At 36.0% G+C, this 24,374-nt stretch carries 26 protein-coding genes; 10 read left to right on the forward strand and 16 right to left on the reverse strand.

Annotated features, from left to right (window positions below):
* The first annotated feature begins 1 nt into the window (after position 1).
* From prfH to EGI05_RS17155, 4 genes are read left to right on the forward strand one after another with little or no spacing between them, the layout of a single operon-like run.
* Positions 2-700 (forward strand): peptide chain release factor H, encoded by a 699-nt coding sequence (prfH, locus tag EGI05_RS17140; protein WP_123264229.1) that lies wholly within the window; start codon positions 2-4, stop codon positions 698-700.
* The gene (locus EGI05_RS17145) at positions 687-1,202 is read left to right on the forward strand and encodes a tetratricopeptide repeat protein (protein ID WP_123264230.1); all 516 of its coding nucleotides are present in this window, start codon (positions 687-689) and stop codon (positions 1,200-1,202) included. Before prfH ends, EGI05_RS17145 begins: the two co-directional genes overlap by 14 nt.
* A gap of 25 nt (positions 1,203-1,227) precedes the next feature.
* On the forward strand, positions 1,228-1,851 hold the full coding sequence (locus EGI05_RS17150) for a hypothetical protein (protein WP_123264231.1): 624 nt from the start codon (positions 1,228-1,230) through the stop codon (positions 1,849-1,851).
* Between the two features lie 2 nt (positions 1,852-1,853).
* Entirely contained in the window at positions 1,854-2,846 is a 993-nt protein-coding gene (locus tag EGI05_RS17155) for an enolase C-terminal domain-like protein (RefSeq protein ID WP_123264232.1), read from the forward strand.
* 41 nt (positions 2,847-2,887) lie between these two features.
* Here the strand turns inward: EGI05_RS17155 and EGI05_RS18270 are convergent, their stop codons facing one another.
* The 3 genes from EGI05_RS18270 to EGI05_RS17165 all read right to left on the reverse strand — a co-directional run bounded on the left by EGI05_RS18270 (position 2,888) and on the right by EGI05_RS17165 (position 3,773).
* Positions 2,888-3,067: a bacteriocin-like protein gene (locus EGI05_RS18270; RefSeq protein WP_407936038.1), complete on the reverse strand. Its 180-nt coding sequence runs from the start codon at positions 3,065-3,067 to the stop codon at positions 2,888-2,890.
* Between the two features lie 102 nt (positions 3,068-3,169).
* Complete coding sequence (locus tag EGI05_RS17160) at positions 3,170-3,457, reverse strand: cytochrome C (protein ID WP_123264233.1); 288 nt, start codon at positions 3,455-3,457, stop codon at positions 3,170-3,172.
* Positions 3,458-3,479: 22 nt separating this feature from the next.
* Positions 3,480-3,773: a c-type cytochrome gene (locus EGI05_RS17165; protein ID WP_123264234.1), complete on the reverse strand. Its 294-nt coding sequence runs from the start codon at positions 3,771-3,773 to the stop codon at positions 3,480-3,482.
* 224 nt (positions 3,774-3,997) lie between these two features.
* On the opposite strand from EGI05_RS17165, the gene meaB reads away from it, so the two are divergent.
* Positions 3,998-4,987, forward strand: coding sequence for a methylmalonyl Co-A mutase-associated GTPase MeaB (gene meaB, locus EGI05_RS17170; RefSeq protein ID WP_123264235.1), 990 nt, complete (start codon positions 3,998-4,000; stop codon positions 4,985-4,987).
* Here meaB and EGI05_RS17175 read toward each other — a convergent pair.
* Entirely contained in the window at positions 4,984-5,520 is a 537-nt protein-coding gene (locus EGI05_RS17175; protein WP_123264236.1) for a DUF4251 domain-containing protein, read from the reverse strand. The two genes, meaB and EGI05_RS17175, sit on opposite strands and share 4 nt — an antisense overlap.
* Before the next feature lie 105 nt (positions 5,521-5,625).
* On the opposite strand from EGI05_RS17175, the gene EGI05_RS17180 reads away from it, so the two are divergent.
* Both EGI05_RS17180 and EGI05_RS17185 read left to right on the forward strand, forming a co-directional pair.
* Entirely contained in the window at positions 5,626-6,435 is an 810-nt protein-coding gene (locus EGI05_RS17180; protein ID WP_123264237.1) for a M48 family metallopeptidase, read from the forward strand.
* 84 nt (positions 6,436-6,519) lie between these two features.
* Positions 6,520-6,831: a hypothetical protein gene (locus tag EGI05_RS17185; protein WP_123264238.1), complete on the forward strand. Its 312-nt coding sequence runs from the start codon at positions 6,520-6,522 to the stop codon at positions 6,829-6,831.
* 48 nt (positions 6,832-6,879) lie between these two features.
* Here the strand turns inward: EGI05_RS17185 and EGI05_RS17190 are convergent, their stop codons facing one another.
* From EGI05_RS17190 to EGI05_RS17230, 9 genes are all read right to left on the reverse strand, one after another.
* The gene (locus EGI05_RS17190; protein ID WP_123264239.1) at positions 6,880-7,491 is read right to left on the reverse strand and encodes an outer membrane beta-barrel protein; all 612 of its coding nucleotides are present in this window, start codon (positions 7,489-7,491) and stop codon (positions 6,880-6,882) included.
* On the reverse strand, positions 7,475-8,290 hold the full coding sequence (locus EGI05_RS17195; RefSeq protein ID WP_123264240.1) for an ABC transporter ATP-binding protein: 816 nt from the start codon (positions 8,288-8,290) through the stop codon (positions 7,475-7,477). Before EGI05_RS17195 ends, EGI05_RS17190 begins: the two co-directional genes overlap by 17 nt.
* Positions 8,290-9,042, reverse strand: coding sequence for an MlaE family ABC transporter permease (locus tag EGI05_RS17200; RefSeq protein ID WP_123264241.1), 753 nt, complete (start codon positions 9,040-9,042; stop codon positions 8,290-8,292). The genes EGI05_RS17195 and EGI05_RS17200 overlap by 1 nt, the downstream gene beginning before the upstream one ends.
* A 104-nt stretch (positions 9,043-9,146) precedes the next feature.
* Positions 9,147-10,517, reverse strand: a complete 1,371-nt coding sequence (locus EGI05_RS17205; protein WP_123264242.1) for an exopolysaccharide biosynthesis polyprenyl glycosylphosphotransferase — start codon at positions 10,515-10,517, stop codon at positions 9,147-9,149.
* Positions 10,518-10,559: 42 nt separating this feature from the next.
* Positions 10,560-11,189 (reverse strand): 7-carboxy-7-deazaguanine synthase QueE, encoded by a 630-nt coding sequence (locus tag EGI05_RS17210; protein ID WP_123264243.1) that lies wholly within the window; start codon positions 11,187-11,189, stop codon positions 10,560-10,562.
* Positions 11,190-11,196: 7 nt separating this feature from the next.
* On the reverse strand, positions 11,197-12,081 hold the full coding sequence (locus EGI05_RS17215) for a bifunctional 5,10-methylenetetrahydrofolate dehydrogenase/5,10-methenyltetrahydrofolate cyclohydrolase (protein WP_123264244.1): 885 nt from the start codon (positions 12,079-12,081) through the stop codon (positions 11,197-11,199).
* 29 nt (positions 12,082-12,110) lie between these two features.
* Positions 12,111-13,751: a glucose-6-phosphate isomerase gene (pgi, locus tag EGI05_RS17220; RefSeq protein WP_123264245.1), complete on the reverse strand. Its 1,641-nt coding sequence runs from the start codon at positions 13,749-13,751 to the stop codon at positions 12,111-12,113.
* A gap of 121 nt (positions 13,752-13,872) precedes the next feature.
* Positions 13,873-14,811: a hypothetical protein gene (locus tag EGI05_RS17225; RefSeq protein ID WP_123264246.1), complete on the reverse strand. Its 939-nt coding sequence runs from the start codon at positions 14,809-14,811 to the stop codon at positions 13,873-13,875.
* 117 nt (positions 14,812-14,928) lie between these two features.
* Positions 14,929-15,840 (reverse strand): DUF4349 domain-containing protein, encoded by a 912-nt coding sequence (locus tag EGI05_RS17230; RefSeq protein ID WP_123264247.1) that lies wholly within the window; start codon positions 15,838-15,840, stop codon positions 14,929-14,931.
* Between the two features lie 204 nt (positions 15,841-16,044).
* On the opposite strand from EGI05_RS17230, the gene EGI05_RS17235 reads away from it, so the two are divergent.
* Positions 16,045-17,403 carry an acyl-CoA dehydrogenase family protein gene (locus EGI05_RS17235; protein ID WP_123264248.1) on the forward strand — a complete coding sequence of 453 codons (1,359 nt, stop codon included), beginning with the start codon at positions 16,045-16,047 and terminating at the stop codon, positions 17,401-17,403.
* Between the two features lie 101 nt (positions 17,404-17,504).
* On the opposite strand, the gene EGI05_RS17240 is transcribed toward EGI05_RS17235, so the two are convergent.
* The gene (locus EGI05_RS17240) at positions 17,505-17,882 is read right to left on the reverse strand and encodes a DoxX family protein (RefSeq protein WP_123264249.1); all 378 of its coding nucleotides are present in this window, start codon (positions 17,880-17,882) and stop codon (positions 17,505-17,507) included.
* Positions 17,883-18,009: 127 nt separating this feature from the next.
* Here EGI05_RS17240 and EGI05_RS17245 point away from each other — a divergent pair, with 127 nt between their 5' ends.
* Complete coding sequence (locus EGI05_RS17245; protein ID WP_123264250.1) at positions 18,010-18,255, forward strand: hypothetical protein; 246 nt, start codon at positions 18,010-18,012, stop codon at positions 18,253-18,255.
* 30 nt (positions 18,256-18,285) lie between these two features.
* Here EGI05_RS17245 and EGI05_RS17250 read toward each other — a convergent pair whose 3' ends face one another.
* Complete coding sequence (locus EGI05_RS17250) at positions 18,286-19,398, reverse strand: AI-2E family transporter (RefSeq protein ID WP_123264251.1); 1,113 nt, start codon at positions 19,396-19,398, stop codon at positions 18,286-18,288.
* Between the two features lie 153 nt (positions 19,399-19,551).
* Positions 19,552-21,957 (reverse strand): endopeptidase La, encoded by a 2,406-nt coding sequence (gene lon, locus EGI05_RS17255; protein WP_123264252.1) that lies wholly within the window; start codon positions 21,955-21,957, stop codon positions 19,552-19,554.
* Positions 21,958-22,218: 261 nt separating this feature from the next.
* Between lon and EGI05_RS17260 the strand changes: the two genes are divergently transcribed.
* Positions 22,219-24,372, forward strand: coding sequence for a SurA N-terminal domain-containing protein (locus tag EGI05_RS17260; protein WP_123264253.1), 2,154 nt, complete (start codon positions 22,219-22,221; stop codon positions 24,370-24,372).
* Positions 24,373-24,374: the final 2 nt, after the last annotated feature.

A 24,374-nucleotide genomic window follows, 5' to 3' on the forward strand; every position in this document is an offset into this window, starting at 1 on the left:
AATGGAAAAATTAATACAGATTACCTCAGGAAGAGGACCTTTGGAATGTCAATGGGTAGTTGCCAAAATTCTGAAGGTCTTTCTTGAGGAAATAAAAGATAATCATATAGAGTACGAAATCATTCATCGTGAAAATGGTGATGAAAACCTGACATTGAAATCCGTGAGCCTGCTTTTAAAAGGAGAAAAGTTATCTCAATTTTTGAAAAGCTGGTTGGGAAGTATCTGTTGGGTCGGAAAAAGTACATTCCGGAAATTGCATAAAAGAAGCAATTGGTTTATCGGGATTTTTGAAATGGAAGGATTGGAGAAGATTCATTTTAATGAAAAAGATATCCAGTTTCAAACAACGAGAAGCCAGGGAAGTGGCGGACAGAATGTGAATAAAGTAAACACTGCTGTTCGGGCTACCCATATTCCGACGGGACAAAGTGTTTTCGTACAGGATTCCCGCTCACAGTTGGAGAACAAAAAGCTTTCCGTTATCCGGTTAAAGGAAAAAGTAATGGGATTACATATTCAACAACTGGAAAAAAGAATGCAGGAAACCTGGAACAACCATTTGCAGGTGCAGAGGGGAAACCCGGTCCGTACATTTTCCGGAACAGATTTTAAAAAGAATTACAAGGACAAATCTTTCAAAAAGCAAAGAAATGCTCTGAAAAATGAATTAAAAAACTACAACAATGACCTTAACTAAAAATAAATACTACTTTGAAGCTTTAGATAATTATCCATACAGCCTTCCTGATTGTTTGGAAGCGTTAAACTATGCGTTGTCTTATGATCCGGAAGATGCAGACAGCCTTTGTCTGATGGGAAGAATCTACAGTGAAATGCTGAATGACTTTGAAAAAGCCAAACTCTATTTTGAAGAGGCTATGCAATGTGACATGACGAATTTAAATGTACCTCAATATTATATTAAATGTCTATTGGATAACGAAGACTTGAGAGAAGCCGAAAAGTTAATTGAATACTCATTGAAAATAAAAGGAATAGATAAATCAATAATATGGCTTTACAGATCTTTACTTTCCGAGAAAAGAGGAAGCTTTTCTAATGCATTGAAATTTTTGAACGAGGCAGAAAAATATTGCTTCACAATATATAGTCTGGATTTAGTAAGAGATCGTAAAAAATTTATCAAGTCAAAAATGCCGAAGAAAAAACAAAATAAAACCGAGAAGGAGACGAAATAAGTCTCCTTTTTTGTAGATTTAAGTTATGAAACACATTATTTTTTTATTCCTGCTTATAGTAGTCTCTTGTAAGAAAAGTGAAAATAGAAAAGAAAAGGTGATTCCTAAAGATGGAACTTTAGATCTGAAATATGAGGTTTTAAACCAATTGATTAGTGAAACAGAATCCGAAGAAAAATTTACAGACTCATATGTTTATAACATTTCCTTGATGCCCATTTCTTTAGAAATACCAATAAATACATCTGAACTGCCTCCACCTCCACCCGGATTTGGTATCAGATTGAATTATGATTCAATATTTATAAGTAAGGATTCTGCTTATTATCGGAATGAAATGCAGATATTTAAGAACTTCAAATTTGATAAAAATAAAATAAGTAAGAACCTGCAATTCACTACGGATGAAGAACTTTTTAAATTGAGCCAAAATAGGAAAAGTGATTTTTGGACAGAATTTCATAAAAAATATGGGATTAAATGTATGCAAAGCTTTTCAGTGCCTTTTTTCAATAAAGATAAAACAAAGTGTGTTGTTCAACATTCATTTTCCTGTGGATATTTAAACGGAAGAGGATACACAGCTATTTATAAAAAAGTAGATGGAAAATGGATAGAAGTGAGAACATTTGATCATTGGATAAGTTAAGTATGAAGATCAATTTTACTATAAAACAACTCCAATTAAAAGAAACATTCTCTATTGCTTACGGAAACTATGATAAAAGAGAGGCACTGCTCATAGAGTTATGTCATCAAGGCTCTAAAGGATACGGAGAATGTGTAGCCATTGATTATTATCAGATCAATCTGCAAACCTTTGTTTCGACATTAAAAGAAATTCAATCCCGGATTGAAACTCATTCGATCATTCATCCCAAGGATTTTTTTCAATTTCTTTCAAGTTTGAATTTGCATCCCTTTTTACTGTCCGCTTTAGATTGTGCGTATTGGGATCTTTTTGGAAAACTTGAAAACAAAAGTTTTATTGAGTTGAATAATATTCCCCACAAAAATCTGGTGGAAAGTTCCATTACCATTTCTGTTGATGAAATTGATAAACAAATCAGAAAAATTGAAAACAGTCAATGGAACAAGTTCAAAGTAAAATGCAAAGGACTGAATGAAAATGATGTAGAAAAACTTCTGCAATTGAACAGAAATATAGCCTTGGATTCCAATGCAAGCTTTACAGATGAAGACTGTATTTGGTTGCAGGAAAATATAAAAGTCCAACAATTCTCTTATCTGGAACAGCCAAGGCCGATCGATCAGTACGAGGTTTTAAAAAAAGAAGGGTTTGCCAATTGGATGGCGGATGAAGATTGCCAGAATATAGAATCTTTGGATGAACTTATTCCTTACTATAAAAGCATTAATATAAAACTGATGAAATGCGGAGGTTTAACTCCGGCTTTGGAAATGATCCGGAAAGGAAAAGAATTAGGATACAAAATAATGATTGGCTGTATGACGGAATCCTCTGTCGGAATTTCTGCAGGATGTGTATTGACAGGACTTGTGGACTATTCAGATCTTGACGGGGCCAACCTTATCTCCAATGATTATGCAACCGGAAATTTTGTGGAGAACGGGAAAATAATATTGTCCGGAAAATCAGGATTAGGAATAGAGTTAAAATAAAAATCGGTTGTCTCATCTTTGAAACAACCGATTTTTATATTTTACTCGCAAGGATCATAACAGTCTAATGGAAATGCTGGAGCACTTAGACACGCAGCTTCCCCCATTGTCATATATAAGCACCACTCCTCACAATTCGAGGCAGGTCTTACCAATGTACATCCTCCCGAACCTTTAATTGATTTCAATTGTTTTTTTGTTAATTTTTTTAAATTTTTCATAAATATTTATTTTTGGTTGTCTTATTTTTTATATGTTTTAGACTTCTGTAGTTTTTACATTGAAAGATATAAAATTTCTTATTACAAAACTATGATATGATTCTATTTCTTATTTACAGAAATCAGATAGTCGTAAACCATTTGATGCTGGTCGTCACTCAATTTGGCCTTTGGAGCCATTCTGCTTAAGGTTTTTATCCACCCTTGGTCGTCATGCTTTGCCGGATCCGGTAATTTGTGGCATCTGTTGCACGAATTCTCAAAAATGGTTTTTCCCTGAGCTAGCTGTTCGGATGAGGTGTATTTCGGTCCGGTCACCGCTACACTTTTGGGTCCGCAGGATACCATAAAAACGGAACCTAGGATCATCCCTGAAATCAATTTTTTCATACTATTATTTTTTGGAAATGATTTATTTCTTCACAGAAACAATATAATCATAAACCCACTGATGCTGCTCGTCGGTAAGCTTCGCTTTCGGAGCCATTGAGTTCATAATTCCTACCCATTGTACAGAATTGTGAGAGGTTGGATCTGGCAATTTGTGACATCTACCGCACGAATTTTCAAAAATAGTTTTTCCTTGGGCAATTTGCTCAGCAGTAGAAGTGGCAGGTCCCGTAGCAGCAGTTGGAGTTGTAGTTTTTGGAGTACAAGAAGCTAGTAAAATAGCAGTAAATGTTGCTACAGCGAATATTTTTTTCATGTGAGTTAAAAATTTGAATAATAACAAATGTAATGAATTCCCCTTCCTGTTGATATAAACGCAGATAGTTTTAATTTAGAAGAAATAAAAGTAAGGGCAAGTGAATTGTCAATAGTGGAGTCATTTTATTTGCGGGGTTTTCTTTATTAAAAATTCACTATTTATCACTGACAATTCAAGATTCGCCGTTCACATTCTCACATTTAATTATTATTTTTGAATCAATGAAATTTTCTACAGAAGAGCTTATACAGGGAATACGATCAGGAAACAAACGCCTGACTGCAAAAGCTATTACCCTGGTTGAAAGTAAAAAGGCGGAACACAGAGAACAGGCGGAAGAATTATTAAAAAAAATAATGCCGTTTACCGGAAATTCCATACGAGTGGGAGTGACGGGAGTTCCTGGTGCCGGAAAATCAACCTTTATAGAAAATTTCGGACGATTGGCCATTTCCAATGGCAAAAAAGTAGCTGTACTGGCTATTGATCCAAGTTCTGCCGTAAACAAAGGAAGTATTTTGGGTGATAAAACCAGGATGGAAGAGCTGGCAAAGGAAGAAAATGCATTTATACGTCCTTCCCCTAGTTCAGGCTTTTTAGGCGGTGTTGCCAATACAACTTTTGAAACCATGATGATCTGTGAGGCCGCGGGTTATGATTATATTTTAATTGAAACTGTCGGTGTAGGCCAATCAGAAGTTTTAGTGGCAGACATCACAGATATATTCTTATTCCTTAAAATTATCGGCGGTGGGGATGAACTTCAGGGGATTAAACGTGGAATTATGGAAATGGTGGATGTTATTTTCATCAATAAAGTGGATCAGGATAACCTTCAGAAAGCTAAAAGCACCCGTCTCGAATTGAAAAGAGCCCTTGATTTTATTCCGCCCAAAGAAAAAGACTGGAAAGTACCGGTTCTGTTAGGTTCTGCTTTACACAATGAAGGATTAGGAGATGTGTATGATAAAATTGATGAATTTATCAGCTTGAAAAAGAAAACAGGCCGTTTTGAAACGGTTAGAACTCAACAATCCGAAAAAAGATTCGATTATTGGGTGCAGGAGTATGTTCTGGCTATGATGAAAAGGGACAATTCTATGGAAGAAGCCTATGTTCAGCACAAAAAAAATGCTTCGGCAATGGTTTCTAACCCCAGTACCGAAGCAAAATTATTTGTAGAAAAATTTCTTTCTAAAGATTCAGATTAAGGCTTAGCTTCCTCATTTTTTCCAATATATCCATCATAAGATATAGGCTGTCTGTCATTACTTCTTATCGAAGTAAGTGCTTTCCCGTTCTTGAAAATTTCAATGATGATTTCATCAACGGTCCTCACATCATTAGGCTTGATTTTTACTATCCATTTTCCTTTTTTACCCTGAGATTTATTAATGGTAAAGTCTTTGGACGTAAATCTGTAGCTGTTGTCATTATTATTATATGATGGAGTGAAAGACCTTCCGAAATAAGGTAAAACCACGTCTAAAGTATTATTTTTTAACTCAATAGTGTAGTTGCTTCCAGTTAAATCCAACATTCTGGTAGAAGTGGAATTGGGCATAGAGTTCATGACGTTAATCACATCATAATTCGTAGGATTAGCCCTTGTTGCATAGAATGTGAATTTCTGTGAATTCACCAATGCATCTACTGTTTTCGAATCTGTTGTGTTTTGAGCAGAACAGCTTTGAAAGAAAAAAAAGATACCAAAAACAAATAGAAGTGAAATATACTTTTTCATGACCTTAATAATTATTAAATTTAAATAGCAAAATGTATGCAAATCTCCTCTTGGAAATTTTTTGGAATAAAAATTGTTAAAGTTGAATTATTAACACTCTAAACTATGAAAATAATACATCTATTAGGAATAGGAGCAATTGCAATGTCAGTTGCAGCTTGTACCACCAACCCGATTACGGGAAGGTCTTCTTTGCAGTTAGCCAATAATTCGGAAATCATGACAATGTCTGCTCAGGAATATAAATCAACTTTGGCCAAAGGTAAGGTAATTACCGGGACAGCAGATGCAAAAAGAGTGGTAAGTGTAGGAAACAGAATAAAAAGTGCTGCTGAAAGATATTATCAAAGTATAGGAAGGTCAGCCGATTTAGCCAGCTATAAATGGGAATTTAATCTTTTACAAAGCAGCGAACTGAATGCTTGGTGTATGCCGGGAGGAAAAGTAGCCGTCTATACAGGGATTTTACCTGTAACAAAAGATGATAACGGACTTGCTGTAGTAATGGGACATGAAGTATCGCATGCATTGGCAGGGCACGGGAACGAAAGAATTTCTCAGGCTATGGTAGCTCAATATGGAGGAGCTATTTTAGGAAGTACTATCTCTAATGCACAATGGGCAAACATTTTCCAACAGGTATATCCGGTAGGTTCACAAGTAGCATTGCTGAAATATGGAAGAAACCAGGAGTCTGAAGCGGATGAAATGGGATTATATTTAATGTCAATGGCAGGTTATGATCCTAGAGCGGCGATCCCATTCTGGAACAGAATGGAAGCAGCTTCTCAGGGAAGTAGCAGACCACCGCAGTTTTTATCTACCCACCCAAATCCGGAAACCAGAATTTCAGATATTCAGAAAGATTTACCAAAGGCCTTAGAATACTATAAAGCAGCCGGAGGAAAAATATAGGTATTAGAATTTTTTAATCTTGATAAAGCCTTATTAAATTTTCCCTACATTTGATAAGGCTTTTTAATTATTAAACACAACATTATGAAGAGTTTATCAATTACCGGACTTATTCTTTTAGCTGTATCAGCATTGCTTTTTTACCTGACTACCGATTTTGCCGTAGAGCAGATTAAACTTTCTCATATCATGGGAATTATGGCAGGAGTGGGTATTGGCCTTATTATTGGCGGAATGGTGGGGTATGTAAGTAAGGGAAGTGCCATCAAAGAAGAGCAGAAGAGAAAAGAATTCAAACAACTGCAAAAAGACAAAGAAGAATTAGAAAAACAGGCTGCTGAAATCGCAAGACGTCAGGCAGAGCTGGAAGCACAAAATAAAAATCCTCAAATTTAAATTTGAGGATTTTTTGATAGTTGTTGTTATTTTCAATTATTGAATTGATTAGAATTTATATCCAATACCTACCATAAATAAGTTAGGGCGGTTATCATATCTGATCTCTTCGCCGGATACTCTGTTGATAAAGTTTCTTTCATCCTTGCTGAAAGCACCTTCGTATCTTGCATTGATGATCAGTTTCTGGATTTCAAGCTGTGCCCCGAACTGATACCCTACCGTGAAGTTATCTCTTGCATTTTCTTTGAAGTCATTAAATGTATCCTCTTTGCTTAAGTTATAACTTGCCACCGGACCTGCAAAAACACCTAGTGTATTTCCTAAAAGATTATACCCTAAAAGCACAGGTAAATCAATACGGTTGCTTTTGATATCAAATGTTGTATTGGCTGCCGTGTATTCATTTTTAAAAGTAGTGTAATATAATTCCGGCATTACATAGAATGAAGTCGGAAGGCCTACTTTTAAGGAAAGACCTACATTGAAACCTACGTTGTTTTTTCCTTCATTATTTGCTGCATCCACCACTGTCCCTTTAATGTTTTCCCAAGAAGGAGAACCTGTAGGGAAAATCAAATTGGCCTTACCGGCAAGAGAAATTTGTGCAGAAGCAAATACGGAAAAACTTATTAATGCTATACTAAGAATCTTTTTCATTGTCGTCTAGTTTTGTGATTGTATTATCAATAGTTTTATTATTTTCTAGTAAATATTCTCTTAACTCCTTAAACAACTCTGATGAATAAACGAAGTCGATGAGGTTTTTATTGCCTGCAGTGATCAGAATATCCTTATTACCTTCCCATTCTTTAATTCCTAATCTCAGGTAAACAATCTTTTCTCCGATTGTCATCACGGAATTCATATCATGGGTATTTATAATGGTTGTAGTATTATATTCTTTAGTAATTTCCAACAACAGATCATCAATAACATTGGATGTATAAGGATCTAATCCGGAGTTCGGTTCGTCGCAGAACAAATACTTCGGATTGTTTACAATCGCTCTTGCAATGGCCACACGCTTTTGCATCCCTCCTGAAATTTCAGACGGGAATTTTTTATTGGCTTTATCCAGATGCACTCTGCCGATTACTTCAAAAACCCTTCTTTTCTTTTCTCTGAAAGTAAGGTTGGTGAACATATCCAATGGAAACATGATGTTTTCTTCTACAGTTAAAGAATCAAACAAAGCACTTCCCTGGAATACCGTTCCAATTTCGGAACGAAGATGTTGCTTTTGTTCTCTGGACATCGTATTGATATCTTTTCCATCAAAAAGGATTTCTCCGGATGATGGCTGATAAACATTCAATAAGCTTTTCAGGAAAACCGTTTTTCCTGAACCACTCTGTCCTATAATCAGGTTTACTTTTCCTTTATCAAACGTGGTTGAAATCCCTTTAAGTACTTCAACTTCATCAAAACTCTTTTTAAGATTTTTTACCTCAATCATTAGCTTAATATTAATTGGGTTAAAAGTAATTCAGAAAGGATGATAAATACCATGGTCCAAACTACCGCCTGTGTACTTGCTCTACCTACTTCCAGTGAACCTCCTTTCACATTGTATCCGAAATAAGACGGTACAGTGGCAATAATAAAAGCAAAAACAATGGTTTTAGTAAATGCATAATAAATGAAAAGATTAGGCATATACATCTGAATCCCGATGACATAATCATTATCTGTCCAGTTTCCTGTTAAAACTCCGGCGATATATCCACCACCTATCCCAAATACGATACTGATGGCAATAAGAAGAGGATTAAAAAGAACACAAGCTATTATTTTAGGAAATATCAAAAAGTTTGGTGAGTTCACTCCCATGATATCTAATGCATCAATTTGCTCGGAAACTCTCATCGTACCAATACTTGATGCAATATATGAACCCACTTTTCCTGCCAAAATCAAGCTTATAATTGTAGGTGAAAATTCCAGAACCAATACAGCTTTTGTTGCATATCCTACAAAAGAAGTAGGAATAGGGAATGATGAAGCATCAAAATTGTTGAACATCTGGATCGCAACTACTGCTCCTACGAATATGGAGGTAAAGATTACCAATCCAAATGAATTGACTCCCAGGTCGTTGATCTCTCTCATGAACAGCTTCCAGAATACTCTCATTTTCTGAGGTTTCTGAAGGGATTTCCCTAAAAGAATAATATATTCTCCTACAGCTGTGAAAAACTTTTTTAACATGCTGCTAAATTAACCTTTTTTATTTAATTAAGTGTCAAAGTGAAGGTAAGGTTGAGGTTGAAATTAATGTTAAAATATAAAGCGATGTTCTTCATCTTAGCCTTTTATTTTGCATTTTTATCACCTCCTATGACTAATAAAACGGTTTTCAAAATAATAACCATATCAAGTACAAAACTCCAGTTTCGTACATAAAATGAATCTGCCAGAACTCGTTTATTCATTTCCACTTCCACATCTCCGAAGTCACCCCTCAATCCATTTACCTGAGCCAGACCTGTAATTCCGGGGTTTACCATACTTCTTAAACTATATCTTCCGATTTTAGGCTTATAATAATTATCTACAGAAAGCATATGAGGTCTTGGGCCTACCACAGACATTTCTCCTCTCAAAACATTAATGAATTGTGGCATTTCATCAAGGCTGGTTTTTCTTAAGAATTTTCCTATTTTGGTAATCCTGGAATCGTTCTCCTGTGTTGTTTTGGTGGAAGATTCCTCGTTTACAACCATAGTTCTGAACTTAATGCAGGTGAAAACCTCTTCATGAAATCCATATCTTTTTTGCAAAAAGAATACAGGTCCTTTAGTTGTGATTTTTATAAGGATAGCAATGATCGGAAACAGCCAGGAACAAATACAGGTTAATATCAGAACCGAGAAAATAATATCAAATGTTCGCTTTACTAAATAGTTAGCAAAATAATCTAAAGGATATCTTGCCTGATTTAAAACCGGTTGTGTTTGAATGTAAGCCAAATCGTAAAGGAAAAAATCACTCTGGGTAATACTCGGGATCAGCGAAACGTGGACTTTGCTGGCTTCAGCTCTTTTGAAAATCTCATTTTCAATATTTTCGCTTAATGAATTTTCTGTGGATAAGAATAAGGTGTGAATTTCATTCTCTTTCCAGAATTCAACAAGTTTATCAGGATTTATATCAGGATGAGTATAATTAAAAATTCTATACCCATAGTCAGTTCTCTCACTGAATATATTCCTTAAAATCTCAGTGGAGCTGTTTTTGCCCAGAAACATCACATTTCTGTAGTTGATCCCAAGACTTCTTAAATATTTGATTCCAAAGAATATAATGGATTTTATAATAAAAATAAAGAAGAACAGGTAAAAAGACAGCCAATAAATATCTGAATTGAAAAAAACGTTATAGCTTACCTTTCCTATCAATAATACCCCAATGATAAATAAGATGAAATGAATTAAAAGACGTTCAAGAAATAAAGTATACGTTAGGTTTCTCGGAATATTATAGATTTTTGTTCTACCGCTTAAAAGCATCCAGAATAAAAACAATAATATAAGAGAAAATATGTTCTGATACCACGTTTCCTGATCGTATTTTAAATCTTCATTCCTGCTGATAAAGAAAAAAATAAAGATAGATGCAATAACCACGAGGTCAAGCAAAATGATAATCGATTTTAAATATCTAGAATATCGAATTCTTTGCATCTAATACTATTAAAACAATACCGAAAGCTAAAATACGTATTTTTATGGGATGTTCAGATATTTATGGGTTTGCACTGATGCTTGCCATTCCGGGTGAGCTAAAATAAAATCCGTGATCTTAGGATACATTTCGTCGCGTTTGCTCCATTCGCTCTGAAGATAAAGCTTACAGCTATCCGAAACTTTAGCAGCCTGTTCCTCAGCAAATGTGAAGTCATGATTGTTGAAAATGATGACTTTCAGTTCATTGGCTTTTGCATAGATCTCTTCCTTAGGAAGCCCTGTTTTTTTAGGAGAAAGGGTAATCCAGTCTAGTTGGCCGCTCATCGGATAAGCTCCAGAAGTTTCAATATGAATGGTACAACCTAATTCTTTCAATTTAGAGGTAAGGATATCCAGATTCCACATCAAAGGTTCACCACCGGTTAAAACAATAGTTTTACAGTGTTTTGCAGCAATCTCAGCAATTTCTTCCGTATTCATTAACGGGTGTAAATCCGGATTCCAGCTTTCCTTTACATCACACCAGTGACATCCGACGTCACAGCCTCCCAAGCGGATAAAATAGGCTGCTTTTCCGGTATGTGCTCCTTCTCCCTGTAAAGTATAAAAATGCTCCATTACCGGGAGCATTTTACCTTCTTTTAATAAAATATCTTCTTCTTTGTTCATTTTACAATTAGTCGTTATAGACCGAAGTTTTGTAAGCAATGATGGTGTTTTTCATCAACATGGCTCTCGTCATAGGTCCGACTCCTCCAGGAACGGGGGTGATCCAGCTTGCTTTTGCAGCACAGCTGTCAAAATCCACATCACCTGCAAGGTGATATCCTTTTGGAGAATCGTCATCCACTCTTGTAATACCCACGTCAATTACTACAGCTCCTTCCTTGATCATATCTCCTTTTAAGAAATGAGGATCTCCTAAAGCGGTAATAACGATGTCTGCTTTTTTAGTATACTCTTCAATATCTTTAGTGTAAGAGTGGGTAAGGGTAACAGTAGAGTTTCCCGGGAAATCTTTTCTTCCCATTAAAATACTCATAGGTCTTCCTACAATCTTACTTCTTCCAATGATGACACAATCTTTACCTTTAGTTTCAATATTATATCTTTCTAATAATGTTAAAATTCCGAAGGGAGTTGCAGGTAAGAAAGTATCCATTTCTAATGCCATTTTCCCAAAATTTTCAGGGTGGAACCCATCTACGTCTTTTCTTGGATCAATAGCATTGATGATTTTCTCCTGATCGATCTGATCCGGTAATGGCAACTGAACGATAAATCCGTCAACTGCTTTTGATTTATTTAATTCATCGATCTTTTCCAATAATTCAGATTCAGAAACCGTACTTGGGAATTTGATTAAGCTGGATTGAAAGCCAACCTCCTCACAGTCTTTCACTTTAGAGTTTACGTACGCTTTACTTGCTCCGTTGTTCCCAACAAGGATAGCCACCAAATGGGGTGCTCTTCTTTTTCCTTCAAGGATTTTTTCAACTTCAGTTTTGATTTCTGCTTTTATTTCTTTGGATACTTTAAGTCCGTCAAGAATTTCTGCCATTTTACTTTTATTAGATATTGAGTTCAAATTTACTTATTTCCTTTATAATAGTTGATCAGTCCATTGGTAGAACTGTCATGAGAGGTAATGGGATCATTATTTTCCAGCTCCGGTAAGATCTTATTGGCTAAAACCTTTCCTAATTCAACACCAAACTGATCAAAACTGAAGATATTCCAGATCACTCCCTGAACGAAAATTTTATGCTCATACATAGCAATTAACTGTCCTAAAGAAAAAGGAGTTAATTCTTTGAACATAAATGAATTAGTAGGGGTGTTTCCATGGAATACCTTGAAATTTAATAGCCTGTCTATTTCCTCATCAGACTTTCCAGAATTTCTTAATTCTTCCTCTACTTCTTCTTCTGTCTTTCCAAAAGCAAGTGCTTCGGTCTGAGCAAAAAAGTTGGCTAACAGTTTTTCCTGATGATCGGAAATTTCATTACAACTTTTCACGTAAGCGATAAAATCTGCAGGAATCAATTCTGTACCTTGGTGAATCAATTGATAGAAAGCATGTTGTCCATTGGTTCCCGGCTCTCCCCAAATAATTGGTCCTGTTTCATATTCCACAAATTCCCCGTTTCGGTCAACACATTTCCCATTACTTTCCATATCGCCCTGTTGAAGATATGCTGCAAATCTGTCCAAATACTGTGAGTAAGGCAGGATAGCATAGCTTGTTGCCGCATAGAAATTACGATACCAGATTCCCAGAAGCCCCATTAAAACAGGAACGTTTTCAGAAAAATCCGCTGTTTGGAAATGTTGATCGGTATCAAAAGCTCCTTTTAAAAGCTGTTCAAAGTTATCATAACCTACTGCGAGAACAATACTTAATCCGATGGCACTCCAAAGAGAGTATCGTCCGCCTACCCAATCCCAGAATTCAAAAATGTTTTCCTCTGCAATCCCAAACTTTTTAACTTCTTGAATATTAGTAGATAAAGCGACGAAGTGTTTGGCTACGTCTTCCTGTTTTCCAGCTTTTAAGAACCAATCCTTTGCAGAATTCGCATTTGTCATTGTTTCCTGTGTAGTAAACGTTTTAGAAGCAATGATGAATAAAGTAGTTTCCGGATTAAGATTTTTAACCACTTCTGCAATGTGGTTTCCATCTACATTGGAAACAAAGTGAACATTCAATCTTGTTTTAAAATGCTTTAAAGCTGAAACCACCATTACAGGTCCCAAATCAGAACCTCCGATTCCAATATTCACTACATCGGTGATCTCTTTTCCGCTGAAGCCTTTATGCGCTCCTGAAATGATACTTTCAGAAAAAGCTTTCATGTGATCAAGGACTCTTCTGATCTGAGGCTTGATATTTTCACCATCAACTATAATTTCCTTATCTGAAAAATCTCTCAAAGCTGTATGAAGCACAGCTCTTCCTTCCGTTTCATTGATTTTGTCGCCAGAAAACATTTTAGAAATTGCATCTTTTAACTGGCATTCTTCAGCAAGATTCAACAAAAGTTCTTTCGTTCTGGAATCCATTAAGTTCTTGGAATAATCAAAAAGAAAATTGTTTCTTTTGATGGAAAATTCTTCAAAACGGTTCGGATTATATTGAAAAAGACTTCTTAAATCAAAATCGTTACCGGCAAAATGTTCGTCAAGTGCTTTCCAGCTGTTGGTCTGTATAGGATTTATTTTTGATAGCATAGTAAATTCACATTTTAAGATTCAAGGTTGAAATCAAATATTTCTAATAGAATCTTGAAATTAAGATGCAAATTTACGGAAAAATAAAACCCTAGTGAAATTACAGCGTTGAAGTTTATTGTTAAATTTTTTGGAAATAAATTGGGGTTTTGTTCAAGTAAAAATGAGCGTAATATTCTTTAGGTCTGTCTGCTTTGAATTTTTCGAAATTATTAAAAGGAGAATGGCAATGTGGACAACAGAAGGAATTGTAATATGTAAAGGTTCCGTCAAATGTTTTCGGAAGCTGGCTTTCTACCTCGCCAAGAATGTTTTCATCAATATTTTCCTGGAGCTGAGTGGGCATGTTTTCAATATCTCCATAAGTAACCATAAGCGTCTCCATGCTATTTGATGAATAGAAATATTGGGTGTCAGAAAATCCTGCATGATAAAAATCTACGGAGAAACTTTTCTCACAGACATCACAAATACAGATTAGCCTTATATCGCCTGAAGAAATATAACCGCTGAAATGAAGCCCTCTGGCAAACATTCCTCTTCCGAAAAGTGCTTCGTTTTTTTCATTTTTATTGGAAAGATAAAAAGGCTGAAATCTTATATATTCTTTTTTCTCCTGATCTTTATTTTTATAAACAGCTCCTTCAATTTGCACTGAAAAATCCGGATGAACTCTGACTTCGCAGTCAAAAATCTGATTATTGAGATCCGGGTTTGAATCTTTAGGTTCAATCTTATAGGTCCGCAGGTATTTCCCATTTTCATAGATCTTTATTTCAGGGATTGCTCCTTCTAGAAGAACTTCCTTTGTATCGGTGGCGCCTACGCCTGCATAAAGAGGATGGTTTTTGATGTGGATTTCATTTCTCCGGAATTCAATTCTTTGATGATCTCCTTTTAGAAATTCCTGTTGTGCTTCATTGAGAGTTTTAAAACTTTCATTCTTGGCTTGTATACTATTCAAATCAGGGTTTTGGTGGTCCGTCCTCCCTGTTTGGGCCCAAAGAAAGATCAGCAGACCGAATACAAGCAAAATTCCAATGAAGAAAATGGTTCCCATAATGTAAGAGTGTTTATACAAAATTAGCTTTTTAACGAAAAACCTCCGAAAAAAAATCGGAGGCTCGTAAAATTTAAAATTATGAGGATAACCGAACGGTTAGGATAGCATAATCTCTTATTCAGAAAGAGTTTGAGGTTTTCTTTTTACAGGCTTTTTTTTTCTTAAAAAATATATGACTGTTCCAAGAATTAATAGAAGAGGCCAAATTGTAATTAGTCCTACAGCAATCTTTTGAATTAAATAAAACCCTTCTACAAAAGCATTTTTGGCATCGTAGATAAAATTGAACTGATATTTATTGTCAATGTTATTCGTATTGGTAATTGCAATTTCAGCAATACGAAGTTTAGGTTCTTTGATGTAGATATCAATGGTGCTGTATTTCAAATTATCCGTCACATCCATATTGGCGAGCTGTTGCAAATTCTCTTCCGACATATTTTCATCTCCCATTTTCACCTTGTCCTTATTGGTTTTCAGCTGAGAAATATTTTCACCTGTTTTTTTGATTCTTTTGCCTTCCAGTTCAGCATATTTAATACCTGATGTTACGTCTTCAGCATTAATAACTCTTGAATTCAAAAACAGCTTTTTATCATTGATCAAAGTGAGAAGCTCTCCCAATCTTTCCGTAGGAACACGTACCTGCATGGTGTTTTCTGTCTGGTATTTCTTTACCAGCATTGCATTTTCATTCGAAGTATTGTAAGTGTCTTCCGAAATAACATTACTGTGTAATTCACTATGAGTAACAAATCCACCCAAATCCTGAACCGACTTTTCAATGGAAATGGTGGCTTCATATACATCTTTCACTTCCATGTTTACATCTGCCGTTTTAATGAACTGTTTATCTTTTACTTTCATGGTGGCAGCAGAAGAAACGCTGTCTGAAACCATAGCTGAAGCAGAATCTGCGGTAGCGGCTATTTCATAATCGCTTGCCGTTGCTTCTCCCTTTTTACATGAATATACTCCTAGAAGTAATAATGATGCTAATGATAATTTGATGTAAGTCGTTTTCATATTGTTGATTTTTATTGTTTTCTTATTTCAAAGTTCAGCCTGAATCTTTTGTAATGTTTGAAAATCACGGGTAAAAAAATTGTAAACTCAATGCGTTGGTTAATTGTTTGTAAATCAGTATTTTGTAAAATAAACGATTGTGCTAATGCTTAATTTCGGATTGATTTTTGCATGCTTTTACAAAATAAAATCACAACAATAACTATGTCTAGTCCTTTTTCTAAAATCAGAAACGCAATAGAATTATTCAGATCAATAGATTTTGATCAGTTAAGTGCCATCTCTCAAAAAGTGGATCTTCCAAAACTGATGCAAAACTTTTCAAAATTAGATGATAAGCAGCTGAGCGGATTAATGAAAATGCTTGATCCGAATAAGCCAAAAAAAGAACTTCCGCCCATTGACGGAGATTTCTACGATATCTATCATACGTTGACGCCGGAACAAAGAGAAATTCAGCTGAAAGTAAGAGCTTTTATGGAAAAAGAAGTTAAACCTTTAGTCAACCATTATTGGCTGAGAGACGAATTTCCTTTTGAGCTGATTCCGAAATTTCAGAAACTTGATATTTGCGGAGTCACCTATGAAGGATATGGCTGTCCCGGAATGCCGTTTTTAATGGAAGGTGTTATTGCTATGGAAATGGCGCGAATTGATGCTTCTATTGCCACTTTCTTCGGAGTGCAGTCCGGATTGGCAATGGGGTCCATTTATATTTGTGGTTCTGAAGAACAAAAACAGAAATGGCTGCCTCAAATGCAGAAGTTTGAAAAAATTGGCGCTTTTGGATTAACGGAGCCTGAAGTGGGTTCCGGAGCGGCAGGCGGATTAACGGTAACCTGTAAAAAAACTACGGCAGGCTGGATATTAAATGGTCAGAAAAAATGGATTGGAAATGCCACTTTTGCAGATTTGGTCATCATTTGGGCAAGAGATCTGGATGATGGTGAAGTGAAAGGATTTATTGTAGAAAAAGATAATCCTGGATATTCCGTAGAGAAGATTAAAGGAAAAATGGCCTTAAGGATTGTTCAAAACGGATTGATCACGCTGAAAGACTGCCTGATCACAGAAGAAAACAGGCTTCAAAATGCCAACTCATTCAAAGATACAGGAAAAGTCCTAAGAATGACAAGAGCCGGAGTTGCCTGGATGGCAACGGGATGTGCAAGAGGAGCCTATGAAAGTGCATTGGATTATACCAGAAAGAGAGAACAATTCGGAAAGCCGATTGCCTCTTTTCAAATGATTCAGGGACATCTGGTAGAAATGTTGTCTAATCTTACAGCGATGCAGACAATGGTATTCCGGTTATCTGAAATGCAGGATGAAGGAATTCTTAAAGATGAACATGCTTCTTTAGCCAAAGTATTTTGTACGCTGAGAACAAGAGATATTGTTTCCAGAGCCCGTGAAGTGATGGGCGGAAACGGAATTCTTCTGGAATATGATGTGGCAAGATTTGTTGCCGATGCAGAAGCCATTTATTCTTATGAAGGAACAAAAGAGATCAATTCACTGATTGTAGGAAGATCTATTACAGGTTTTAGTGCATTCGTATAATTAAAAGTGAATGGTCAATAGTCAATTAACTTCGTTGTCAATTTAGAATTCACTTGCGTAGCAAAATTCACAATTGACCATTCACCATTCACCCAAAAATATTAGCTCACTAAAGCTTTATATTTTTCTTTATTATCAATAATGATCCAAAGGTTGATCAGGAACATAATCCCGGCGATACTCATCCCCATTGGAGATTTATCCATAGTGAAAACGTGAACAACGATCCCTACCATTACAGGTAAAATCACAATGGCACCTAAAGCTCTTGTTTTAGGAAAAATGAATAATAAACCGCCAATTACTTCTACAATGCCTACTAACGGCATCAACCAACTGATTTCTCCAAAGGCAGCAAAAAGCTTCATTTGTTCGGGAGTTGGCTTCTCCATAGGCATATAATTAAAGAATTTATTTAATCCGGCATTAATGAACATAAGCCCGAAAAGTAAGCATAAAATGAATTTTACTATTTTCATGATTGTTGGATTTTTTATCAAATTTAAATAAAAATTACATTGATACTCTCTGTTTAGAGAATTTTTTATTATTTCTTGCCTTATACTTTATATATTTGTTAAACCAAACAAATTAAACAATAGTATTATGTTGAAAAAACTTCAAAAATTAAATCGCGAAGAATTAAAGAAAATTAACGGGGGAACAGGCATCGAGCCTTGTGATATAGCTCCAGAAGGTTGCCCTTGTAAAGTTCCTCCTGGGCATCCGTGCCTTGGCGGCGGAGGAGATCCGGGAGGAGGTGGTACATTGGGATATTGCCCGAATGACGGAGCCTATATTCCTTGCGATCAGCTTTGCTCTGACGGCAGACAACCACTTTGCCCTTTATAAAAAATAAAACCCTCCAATCGGAGGGCTTTTTTAATCCTTTTCTTGCAAGGTAATATTTTTAGAGATCTTATAGCTCTTTTTCTTTTTATGAGGCTTTTCTTCTTCACCCAATAATTTTCCCCAAGGTTTCAGATCTTCTACCCTTTCAAATATGATTTTGATAATGGCAATAGCGGGAATACAAAGAAACATTCCTGCAATTCCCCAAAGATGTTCTCCGATCACAATGCCGATGAAAGAAAATAAAGCATTGATTTTCACTTTTGAACCCACCACAAATGGAAGTACAATATTACCATCAACAATATGAACACCGATGTATCCGATAGCTACATAAATGCAGGTTGCCGGAGTACTGGTTGCAAAAGCGATGAAACAGGCTATTAAAAGGGAGATAAGAATTCCCAAATAAGGAATTACATTGAGCAGGCCTGTTAATATTCCCAAAAGAACAGCATACTTCACTCCCAAAATAGAAAGTACGATAGTGGTAAGTACAGATACGATTATCACCTGTAAACAAAGCCCGATGATGTATTTCTTCGTCATCACCCTTACTTCATTCACTACTTCCTGTACACTGGATTTATGCTTTTCATTGAAAACAGAAACGATGAAGTTTTTCAGGATTCTTCTGTAGTTCAAAATAAAAATAAAAAACAGAATAAAGAACACGATGAAACCTATTCCCGTGGAAAAAACCCCGAAAGTAAAGCCCAGGATGACCCCCGAAGAAGATAGAAGCTTATTTAAACCCTGATCCAGATAATCCAGCTGTTCATCTATTTTTACATGGAAAGTTTTTGATACCCATTTCTGCAAGCTTTCAAATACCGAATCGAATTGTGCCCTCAGATGAGGGAGGTCCTTACTGAAACTGGAAAGCTGGGATCCAAAGAAATAAACAAGCCCGGTTAAAATGACCAGCATGATCATTACAGAAGCCATAGTGGAGACCGACCTTGGAAACTTTAGCTTTCTTTCCATAAAAGTGGCTACCGGTAAAAATAACATTGCCATTAAAAATGCCAGAAAGAAAGGTGATAGAATGCTTTGCCCCAAAGCCAGAAGATATCCGATGCCAATGATGGAAACAATAACAAGAGTAAGTTTCAGTAAAAAAGGAATCCTAAAAAAGTTCATATTATAATTATTCAGTATAAAAATAATAAAAAGCCGTTAATTGAAAGATTTTATCTTGTTCATATTTTCAATTAATTCTTGAATAGTAAATAAAAATAAATTCGTCCCCAATTGAGACGAATTTATAATATTGAGAAGTTAATATGTAAGTTTTTATTTTTCAAGAGCGATGTCAATCACTTCTTCCATTCTGTTTACATAATGGACTTTCAGATTTTTTAAATAATCTTTTTTAATTTCTTCCACATCTTTCCGGTTGGCTGCGCAAAGAATAACATCTTTAATTCCGGCTCTTGTTGCTGCCAGTAATTTTTCTTTAATTCCACCCACAGGAAGAACTTTGCCTCTTAACGTAATTTCTCCTGTCATAGCAAGATGAGGTTTTACCTTTTTGTTTTTAAAAGAGGAAACCATGGAAGTTAACATTGCAATCCCTGCCGAAGGACCATCTTTAGGAGTTGCTCCTTCAGGAACGTGTACGTGGATGTTTTTCTTTTCTAAATCTTCCTGATCAATTCCCAGCTCATTATGTTTCGCTTTAATATACTCTAGGGCAATTGTGGCAGATTCTTTCATTACAGTTCCCAGATTACCTGTCATTGTAAGAGATCCTTTACCATTGCTTAAAATACTTTCAATGAATAAAATATCTCCACCTACACTGGTCCAGGCCAAGCCTGTAACGACTCCCGGAACTCCGGTAATTTCAGATAAACTTTTTGGTCTGGGAACCCCTAAAATCTCATCTACTTTTTCAATAGAGATTTTATGATCATATTCTTTTAATAAAGCTGTTTGTAGAGCTACCCAACGAGCGATAGCGGCAATTCTTTTTTCTAGGGATCGTACTCCGCTTTCAGAAGTGTGTGCCTCAATAATATGTTTAAGTTCAGCATTTCCTAATTTAAATGATTTGGAATCCAAGCCATTTTCTTCCTGCTGCTTTTTGATCAAATGTCTTTTGGCAATCTCTATCTTTTCTTCCAATGTATATCCTGCAATCTGGATGATCTCTGTTCTATCCAAAAGAGGAGTCTGTATTGTGGAAAGAGAGTTGGCTGTGGCAATGAACATTACTTTAGACAAATCATAACCCATTTCTAAGAAATTGTCATAGAAAGATTTATTTTGTTCAGGATCAAGAACTTCCAAAAGTGCGGAGCTCGGATCTCCGTGAAGACCTTGCCCGATTTTATCAATCTCATCCAAAACAATAACCGGGTTAGAAGTACCGGATTTTTTAATGGACTGAAGAATTCTTCCCGCCATTGCTCCGATATATGTTTTTCTATGTCCGCGGATCTCACTTTCATCATGAAGACCTCCTAAAGACAGTCTTACATATTTTCTGCCCAAGGCATCGGCAATTGATTTTCCTAAAGAGGTTTTACCCACTCCTGGAGGACCAACGAGCAATAGAATAGGAGATTTCATGTTGTTTTTTAATTTTAAAACAGCCATGTGCTCCAAGATCCTTTTTTTAATGTCTTCAAGCCCGAAATGTGCTTTTTCTAAAACTTTTTCAGCCTTGGCAATATCAAAAACATCTTTAGTATAAGTTTCCCAAGGAAGATCAGTGAAGAAATCAAGGTAATTTCTCTGAACATTGTAATCCGGTGAATTCGGATTCTGGCGCTGAAGCCTGCTGATCTCTTTCTGGAAATGTTCTTCTACCTCATTGCTCCATTTTTTAGTTCTTGCCTTTTTGATAAGATCTTCAACATCGCTTTCTGGCCCACCACCCAATTCCTCCTGGATCGTTCTGATCTGCTGGTTAAGGAAATATTCTCTCTGTTGCTTATCCAGGTCTTTGGATGTTTTCTGATGAATCTGATTTCTCAACTCCAGTTTTCTGAAATCTTCATGCATCATTTCATAACATTTATTCGCTCTTTCAACCAGGCTCTTCTCTTCAAGCAACTTCTGTTTGTCTACAGGAGAGAAGTTAGCATTGGTACAGATGAAATTTAATAAATCGTCATTATTATTGATGTTCTTAATCGCAAAATTAGCTGCATTAGGAATATTAGGATCAAGCTCAATGATCTTTAAAGCCAGGTCTTTGATGTTCTCAAGCAAAGCTTCGTATTCTTCCTTATCTTTCGGTTTGGAATCTTTTAATTTTGAAATTTCAGCCTTGAAATAAGGTTGTGTCTCTATATATTTCTTAACCTTGAACCTGTAGAACCCTTTGGTAATTGCAGTGATATTTCCCTCCGGAAGCTTAATGATTTTTATGATCTTAGCTAACGTTCCGATCTGGAAAAGATCCTTTTCGGCAGGTTGTTCCAAGTCGGAGTTTTTCTGGCTTATTATTCCGATAAGATCTCCATTTTTCTGAGCTTCTTCAAGAAGCTGTATGGATGTTTTTCTTCCTGCGGTAATAGGAATCACCACATTAGGGAACATAACCATATTTCTTACAGGAAGTATAGGGAATATTTTCTGTTCGGAATTTTTATCAGTCTCGGTAAGGTCGGAAAGATTGATCTCCTCGGCCACAATATCGAATCCATCACTGATTATTTCTTCTAAACTCATATCTTCAAATTCTGTCATAGTCAGTTGAATGACAAATTGTCATTACAGTTTTAAATCGTTAAAGTGATATTTTGATAATATGCCGGAAGAATACCGGCCATACTATATCATTCTAAATGGCACAATACTTATGCCATTTGTCTTTTAGTGAAAAATCTGGTCAAAATTTCCTTTTTTATATAAGTTTGAGTTTAAAAAGATTAAAAAAAGCATATACGCTTCTGTAATTTCTTAAAAATGTGTATTTTCGCAAACTGATAAAAAACTATAATTTATAAAATGGCAATTTTAGGACAGATTAGGAACAGACCTTGGCTTTTGATGGGAGTAATTGCGTTGGCACTTTTAGCCTTCTTGGTGAATCCTGATAGTATTGATAAGGTTTTTGGAAAAAATCCTGATGTTTTAGGAAAAGTGAATGGTGAAAAAATTACCCGTGAAGAGTATAATGATCAGCTATTCGTACTTCAACAGCAGGCAGAGCAGCAAGGTCAGCCAAAGAGCGGTCTTGAGGAGCAAGCTTGGCAATTGTTGGTGCAATCTAAGCTTATCAAACAACAATTCGAGAAGATGGGGTTTGAAATGACGGAAGATTACTTCTGGAATCAGATCCAGTACGATCAGTTGTTCGCTCAAAACCAACAATTCTTTGATGAAAAAGGTAATTTTAAGACCCAAGAGCTTAAAAAACAGATCGAAGAATTAAAAAATGCTAGTCCTGAGGGTTACAACCAGTGGTTGAAATCTAAAAAAGCGATCGAATACAGATTGATGGCAAGACAAGTGTTTGCTAATCTTTCTGCCGGAATCACTACAGGTAAGAAAGAAGCTGAAGAATTGATGAAACAGAGAGATCAGCTTGCTGATATCGACTTTGTGAAAATCGATTACGCAGCTTACCTTCAAAAAACTAAAATCAATGTTTCTACTGAGGACCTTGCTAATTATATTAAGCAGCATCCTGTGATGTTCAAAACTGAGCCAAGCAGAAATATCGGAATCGTATATTTCCCTTCTCAGGCAAGTGCGGCGGATGAAGCGGCAACTCAGAAGGAAATTACAAAATTATTCTCAGGAGGTACTGACGCCAGTGGAGGGAAAGAAAACTTCCAGAATACAACCAATGACTCTATGTTCATCATGGCTAATTCTGATATGCCTTTCAGCGATCAGTATGTAAAGCCTAATCAATTGCCTCAGACTATTCAAGGTCAGATTGCAACTGCTGCAATCGGTCAGACCTTTGGTCCTTATAAAGAACAGAACGTGTATGTGGTATCTAAACTTTTGGATAAAAAGACATCGGATTCTACATTATCAAGACATATCCTTATTGCATTCAAAGGAAGTCCTGCCGGACAAGGCGTTACAAGATCTAAAGAATCGGCTAAAAAGTTAGCAGATTCTATCGGAGCTATTGTAAAAGCTGATCCTGCTAAATTTACAGACTTCATTAAGCTTTCCAATGACCCTAATTCTGCGGCTCAGGGAGGTAGCTTAGGATGGACTACACCGGAAACACCTTTCGTTCCTGAATTTTTAACGTATTTAGCGAACAATCCTAAAGGAGCAACTGGTGTTGTGGAAACACAATTCGGTTATCACATCATCAATATTCAGGATAAAAAGCCTGGAGCAATGGGATATAAAGTAGCTAACCTTGTAAAAGTAATTAAGCCTTCTGAAGCTACAGAAGCTGATACTGATAAAAAAGCAAGAAGATTTATTCAGCAGGTTCAAGGAAAATCTTTCAACGATTTCGTGAATATTGCCAAAAAATCTAATTACCAGTTCTCCAACCCTAAAGCAGCTAAAAGATTTGATGGTCAGCTACAAGGTTTAGGAACAGATAAAGATTCTGAAATCCTTGCATGGGCTTTCGATAAGAAAAGATCTAAAGGAGATACGGAATTCTTTACGGTAGAGGGAACAGGAGATAAAATTGTAGTGTATCTGAACGGAAAACAGGAAAAAGGACTTGCTGATCCTGAATCTGTAAGAGACCAGATCGAAGTGATTGTGAAAAATAAATTGGCTGCAAAACAAATCTCTGATAAAATTGCTGCAGCAAAAGCTTCTAACTTAGATCAAATTGCTAAAATGTTTGCGACAACAAAACAATCTGCTCAGGTGAATCTTTTAAATCCGTCAGTAGGAGGATCTATGGAGCCTAAAGTAGCAGGAGCTGCATTTGGAGTTGCAAAAGGTAAAATTTCTAATCCAGTAGAAGGCGGAACAGGAGTGTATGTACTGATCAAAAAGAATGAGACGATGAACAAACAACCTGGAGATCTAAAACAGCTTACAGAATCTATTACGCAGAGAAATGCCGGAATGTTCGGACAGGCGTGGATGAAGAGCTTACAGGATAATGCAGATATCGAAGATTACAGAATCGAGATCTGGAGTAAGCTTGGAGCACAGCAACAATAAGA

This window comes from Chryseobacterium daecheongense (assembly GCF_003729955.1).
Taxonomy (GTDB): domain Bacteria; phylum Bacteroidota; class Bacteroidia; order Flavobacteriales; family Weeksellaceae; genus Chryseobacterium; species Chryseobacterium daecheongense.